At 73.9% G+C, this 5,438-nt stretch carries 6 protein-coding genes; 2 read left to right on the forward strand and 4 right to left on the reverse strand.

Features of this window, described 5'->3' with window-relative positions; translation table 11 throughout:
* The coding region (locus H5J33_RS22075; protein WP_181796651.1) for a class F sortase at positions 1 to 449 on the forward strand (449 nt) is incomplete at its 5' end.
* A 17-nt stretch (positions 450 to 466) separates the two neighbouring features.
* Here the strand turns inward: H5J33_RS22075 and H5J33_RS22080 are convergent.
* The 4 genes from H5J33_RS22080 to H5J33_RS22095 form a co-directional block, all read right to left on the reverse strand.
* A complete protein-coding gene (locus tag H5J33_RS22080; protein WP_181796652.1) occupies positions 467 to 1,636 on the reverse strand; it encodes a GDSL-type esterase/lipase family protein in 1,170 nt (389 codons plus the stop codon).
* Between the two features lie 18 nt (positions 1,637 to 1,654).
* Positions 1,655 to 2,227, reverse strand: coding sequence for a TetR/AcrR family transcriptional regulator (locus H5J33_RS22085; RefSeq protein ID WP_181796655.1), 573 nt, complete (start codon positions 2,225 to 2,227; stop codon positions 1,655 to 1,657).
* Positions 2,228 to 2,323: 96 nt separating this feature from the next.
* Entirely contained in the window at positions 2,324 to 3,616 is a 1,293-nt protein-coding gene (locus tag H5J33_RS22090; protein WP_309485462.1) for a glycoside hydrolase family 27 protein, read from the reverse strand.
* 180 nt (positions 3,617 to 3,796) lie between these two features.
* Complete coding sequence (locus tag H5J33_RS22095) at positions 3,797 to 4,147, reverse strand: helix-turn-helix domain-containing protein (RefSeq protein WP_181796653.1); 351 nt, start codon at positions 4,145 to 4,147, stop codon at positions 3,797 to 3,799.
* Between the two features lie 82 nt (positions 4,148 to 4,229).
* Here H5J33_RS22095 and H5J33_RS22100 point away from each other — a divergent pair, with 82 nt between their 5' ends.
* Positions 4,230 to 5,117, forward strand: coding sequence for an NAD(P)-dependent oxidoreductase (locus H5J33_RS22100; RefSeq protein ID WP_181796654.1), 888 nt, complete (start codon positions 4,230 to 4,232; stop codon positions 5,115 to 5,117).
* Positions 5,118 to 5,438 lie beyond the last annotated feature (321 nt).

Raw genomic sequence — 5,438 nt, forward strand, 5'->3', positions numbered from 1 at the left:
GGGCGTCCACGCCGATCGCCGGGATGCGCAGCCGGGTCGGCGTGGACGCCCCCTTCACCACCCTGGTCCTCGGCTCCTCGGGCCAGCTGCAGCCGCCGCCCGCGGGCGACACCAACCTCGTCGGCTGGTACGCCGACGGTGCCTCGCCCGGTGAGCGGGGCACCGCGATCATCGCCGGGCACGTCGACACGGTGACCTCGGCGGCCGTCTTCGCCAACCTGGACCGGCTGGAGGCCGGCGACCGGTTCTCCGTGGAGCGGGCCGACGGGCGTACGGCGGAGTTCGTCGTCGACAGCGCCGAGACGTTCGCCAAGGACGACTTCCCCAGCGAGCGGGTGTACGCGGACGCCGACCGCCCCGAGGCCCGGCTCATCACCTGCGCCGGGGACTACGACCGTACGGTGCGCGACTACACCGACAACCTGGTCGTCTTCGCCCACCTGGTGTGAACCCCGGCCCGTTCCGGTCAGGCGGCGGGGCCGGCCGTGAAGGGTCCGTCCGGGGCGAAGGCCAGCGCCGCGAACCGTTCGCCGATCCGGCGGTGGCCGGCGGTGTCCGGGTGGAGGCCGTCGGGCAGCGGCAGCTCGCCGAAGTCGGACTCGCCGTACAGCTCCCGGCCGTCCAGGTAGTGCAGCCGGGGGTCCTCGGCGGCCCGTTCGCGCACGATCCGGGCCAGTTCCTCCCGGACGACGCCCAGGGTGAGCTTCCCGGCCGCCCGCTCGGCGGGATCCCCGGCGGCCCGGTACCGCAGCCGTCCCTCGCCCAGGGCCGCCGGGTCCATGGCGGTGGGGCCGGGTGTGTCCTCGTGCATCGGGCACAGGACCGGCGAGACCACGAGCAGCGGCGTGTCGGGGTGGCCCTCGCGGACGGTGTCGAGGAAGCCGTGTACGGCGGGGCCGAAGGCGCGCAGCCGCATCAGATCGGTGTTGACCACGTTGATGCCGAGCTTGACGCTGATCAGGTCGGCGGGCGTGTCGCGCAGGGTGCGGGCGGTGAACGGGTCGAGCAGCGCGCTGCCGCCCAGCCCGAGGTTGATCAGCTCCACTCCGCCCAGGGACGCGGCGAGCGCCGGCCAGGTGGTGGTGGGGCTCGCCGCGTCGGAGCCGTGGCTGATCGAGCTGCCGTGGTGCAGCCACACCCGGCGGCCCCGGTCCGGTACGGGTTCCACGGGGGCGTCGGCGCGCAGCGCGACGAGTTCGGTGGTCTCGTTGTGCGGCAGCCAGATCTCCACGTCCTTGACGCTGTCCGGCAGGCCGGCGAAACGCACGGTGCCCACGGGGCCGGGCCGGTGCTCGGCGGAGCCGGTGGCCAGGTCGATGGTGAGGGTGTCGCCCTCGGTGAGGGAGGCGCTCCCGGCCGGGCGGCCGTCCACCAGCAGCTCGTAGACGCCGGCCGGGCGGGGCGGTGCGCCGGTGTAGACGCGCTTGGTCGGTACGGTGTCCAGCTCGACGGCGGTGGCGCGGGTGCGGAAGACCAGCCGCACCCCGGAGGGCTGGGACTCGGCCAGGGCCAGCTGCGGGTCGGCGCACTGGGCGCGGGCCCGGGCGGGCAGCCGGTGCGGCAGCAGCCCGCGCGCGGTGGGCTCCAGTTCGAGGGCGCCGCGGATCAGGCCGGCGGTGAGGGCAACGGTGTGCATCGATGTCTGCCAGGGGTCTCAGGGGCGGGCGGGCCAGTTGCGCAGCAGGGAGTCCAGGGCGCCCAGGATCCGCGCCCAGGACTCCTCGGAGTCGGGGGCGCTGTGGGCGAAGCCGCCGGCCGTCTCCAGGCTGACGTAGCCGTGGAAGACGCTGCCGAGGAGGCGTACGGCGTGCGTCTGGTCCGGTTCGGCGAGGTCGTAGCCGCGCAGGACGGCCCGGGTCAGCTGGGCGATGCGGACCCCCGCGCTGCCGGCCGCCGTGGCGTCGTCCAGCGGGTGGCGGGCCGCCGTGTAGCGGCCGGGGTGGGCGCGGGCGTAGTCCCGGCAGACGTTCGCGAAGGCGGCGAGGGCGTCCTTGCCGGACCGGCCGGCCAGTGCCTCGGCGGCGCGGTCGGCCATCTCCTCCAGGGCGAGCAGCGCGATCCGTGTCCTCAGGTCCTGGGAGTTGCGCAGGTGCGAGTACAGGCTCGCGACCTTCACGTCGAACCGCCGGGCCAGTGCCGACACCGTCACCTGGTCGAAGCCGACCTCGTCGGCGAGTTCCGCCCCGGCCTCGACCAGTCGCTGCGTGGTCAGACCCGCACGCGCCATCATCTTCTCTCCTTCTGTCGGAGAAGAGTATGGAACTCCCTAAAGGGTTTAGGCAAACAGGATCAAGGATTAGGACGACTGTGACTGTCGCCGTGCTCACGCCCGCCCGTCGTCCGCCGTGAGACGGAAGAGGGCGGCGCCGTGGGCGGGCAGGTCCACGGGGAGGTGCCGGCCGTCGTGCGGGACGTCGGCGCGGGTCCACAGCTCGCGGATCCGGTCGGCGGGGCGGGCCCCGGCCGAGCCGAGCGGCACCTCGTACCGGCGGGGTTCGCCGGCCAGGGAGAAGACGGCGGCGTACCGGGTACGGCCGTCGGTGTCCCGGGCCGTCCACAGCACCAGGCCGTTCTCGCGCAGCACCTCGCGGTTGTCCCTGCTGTGCCACAGCACGGCCAGCGCCTCCTCGTTGGTGAGCAGTTCGACGGTCTCGGGCGGGCTGGTGGGCAGGTCGCCGCCCATCATCAGCGGCGACCGGGAGATCAGCCACAGGGTGAGCAGGCCGATCTGCTCGGGGCGGGTCAGGGAGCACAGCCGGTCCGTGCCGCGTTCGGCGCGGATGCCGATCCGGCCGAGGGGCAGCATGTCGGCGTCCGCCCAGCCCGCCTCGCCCTGCCAGGGCGCCCACCGGGCCATCCTGGCGAACTGGGCCTCCACGTCCGCCCAGCGGTCCCACAGGTCGTCGCAGACGCGCCACATGGTGGCGTGCTCCCGCAGGTGCTCCAGACGGGCCAGGGAGACGTCGGTGCCGGGGGAGAGGCTGAGCTCGATCGGCCGGCCGCAGCGCTCGACGGCCCGCGCGTAGGCGGCGATCTCCCGTTCGTGGTACGGGAACAGCATGTCGTCGGCCTTGACGAAGTCCACGCCCCACGCGGCGAACTGCGCCACCTGGGAGTCGTAGTACGCCTGGGCGCCCGGATGGTCGTGGTCCAGGCCGTGGTTGTCGGTGTTCCACGGGCACACCGAGACCGTGTCGGCGATCTCGTCGGCGGTGAACTCCGTGCCGTACACGGGCAGTCGGGCGGTCACGGCGCGGCGCGGGACGCCCCGCATGATGTGCAGGCCGAAGCGGAGCCCGAGCTCGTGCACCCGGCGGGCCAGCGGCGCGAAGCCCGCCCCGCCGGCGGCGGACGGGAACCGGTTCGGTGCCGGGAGCTGACGGCCGTACGCGTCCAGGACCAGCGGGGCGTCCGGGTTGTAGCCGTGCGCGCGGGCCGTCGGCTCGTACCACTGGATGTCCACGACCACGGTGTCCCAGCCGTACGGCAGCAGCCGGCGGGCCATGAACTCCGCGTTGGCCAGCACCTCCTGTTCGGTGACGGTGGGTCCGTAGCAGTCCCAGCTGTTCCAGCCCATCGGCGGACGCAGCCGGCGTGCGGGCAGGGGTCGGTCCACGTCTGTGTCCTCTCGGTCCGGCCGCCGCAGGGGGTCCGGACGGTGACGAAGGAGCGCGGCGGAGGTGGACCGACACCCACTTTTTTGTGGGTACTTGGCACCTTCGGCCGCCCGGGAGAAGCTGGTTGCCGAGGTCAGGGGCTGCCGGAGAACGGACGAGGAGGTGATGGCCGAAGGCCGTCAGGACGCCGCCGCGCTCGCGCGCAGCAGGTCCAGACGGCGGTGGCCCCATTCGGCCAGAGGGTCCAGTGCCCTGGCGAGGTCGCGGCCGAACGGGGTCAGCGAGTACACGGTCTTCGGCGGCAGCACCTCGTGCACCTCCCGGTGCACCAGGCCGTCCCGCTCCATCTCGCGCAGCGCCTGGGTCAGCACCTTCTCGGTCAGCCCGGCCAGCCGGCGGCGCAGTTCGCCCGGCCGGTGCGGGCCGGACTCCAGCAGCCACAGCAGCGACGTCTTCCACTTGCCGTCGATCACGGCGATCGCGGCGGTCACTCCGCAGACGTTCGGGTCCTGGGCACGGCTGCGCGTCATCGTCGTCCTCTTCGTCTTCCCCGCGGCCCTCCGGCCGCTCCTGCCCACTGTTCACGATCAGCACATATACGGGAGTCGCAACATGTCAACAGCCGGGAATCTTCCTGCCGTCACCGTGCTCGGCCTCGGCCCGATGGGCCGCTCGCTGGCGGGCGCGTTCGTCGCGGCCGGGCTGCGGACCACGGTCTGGAACCGCACGCCCGGACGGGGCCGGGAACTGGCCGAGCGGGGCGCGGTCGCCGCCGCGACGGCCGAAGAGGCGGTGGCCGCCTCGGAGCTGACCGTGGTCTGCGTAGTCGACTACGACGCCTCGGACGGGATCCTGCGCCGCGAGGAGGTCACCCGCGCGCTGAAGGGCCGTACCGTCGTCAGCCTGACCGCCGACACCCCGGCCCGGGCCCGGGACACCGCCGCGTGGGCGGCGGCCCACGGCATCGGCTACCTGGACGGCGCCATCATGACGCCGGCCCCCGTCATCGGCACCCCGGAGGCCGTCTTCCTGCACAGCGGACCGCGCGACCTGTACGAGCGGTACCAGCCGGTGCTGGAGGTGCTCGGCGGGACGCACACCCATCTGGGGGAGGAGATCGGGCGCGCGGCCACCTTCGACATCGCGCTGCTCGACATCTTCTGGACCGCGATGGCGGGTTACACGCACGCCGTGGCGATCGCCCGCGCGGAGGGCGTCACCGCCGGGGAACTGGCCCCGCTCGCCCAGGGCATCGCCACGATCCTGCCGCCCCTGTTCGAGGAGTTCGCGCGCGACGCCGACGACGGCACCTACTCCGGCCGGATCAACCCCATCACCTCGGCGGTCTCCACCATGTCCCACGTCGTGACCGTCTCCGAGTCCCACGGCATCGACGCGGGCGTGATGCGCTCCGTGGAGGGCCTGGCCCGCCGCGTCATCGGGCTGGGACACGGCCGGGACGGGTTCATGCGGGTGGCGGAGATGCTGGGACGACACTGACCCGGGGCGGCCGGGACCGGCCGGACCGGGGCTCCGGGCCGCCCCGGACCCGGCACCGGCGAAGCACGGGACAGGGCGCGCGCCCACATCGCCGGCTACCTGCCCGCGGCACCGTACCGGGCCGCCTGGCGGCGGCTGGGTTTCGAGGACCCGGACTTCGCCGACGGCGGCAGCGATCGCCTGGTCGACGCGCTGGTCGCGATCGGGGAGCAGGAGATCGCCCAGCGGGTGCACGCCCATCTGGCGGCGGGGGCCGACCATGTGTGCCTCCAGGCGCTGCCCGCGCACCCGGCCGCGCTCCCGCTGGACCAGTGGCGCGGC

Origin of the sequence: Streptomyces sp. WELS2 (assembly GCF_013870595.1) — a bacterium.
In the GTDB taxonomy this organism is placed as follows: Bacteria; Actinomycetota; Actinomycetes; order Streptomycetales; family Streptomycetaceae; genus Streptomyces.

What these genes read in the sequence shown, in the direction of transcription:
- H5J33_RS22080 (WP_181796652.1), bottom strand. Translation starts at nt 1,636, where the DNA reads ATGCACACCGTTGCCCTCACCGCCGGCCTGATCCGCGGCGCCCTCGAA.
- H5J33_RS22085 (WP_181796655.1), bottom strand. Translation starts at nt 2,227, where the DNA reads ATGGCGCGTGCGGGTCTGACCACGCAGCGACTGGTCGAGGCCGGGGCG.
- H5J33_RS22095 (WP_181796653.1), bottom strand. Translation starts at nt 4,147, where the DNA reads ATGACGCGCAGCCGTGCCCAGGACCCGAACGTCTGCGGAGTGACCGCC.
- H5J33_RS22100 (WP_181796654.1), top strand. Translation starts at nt 4,230, where the DNA reads ATGTCAACAGCCGGGAATCTTCCTGCCGTCACCGTGCTCGGCCTCGGC.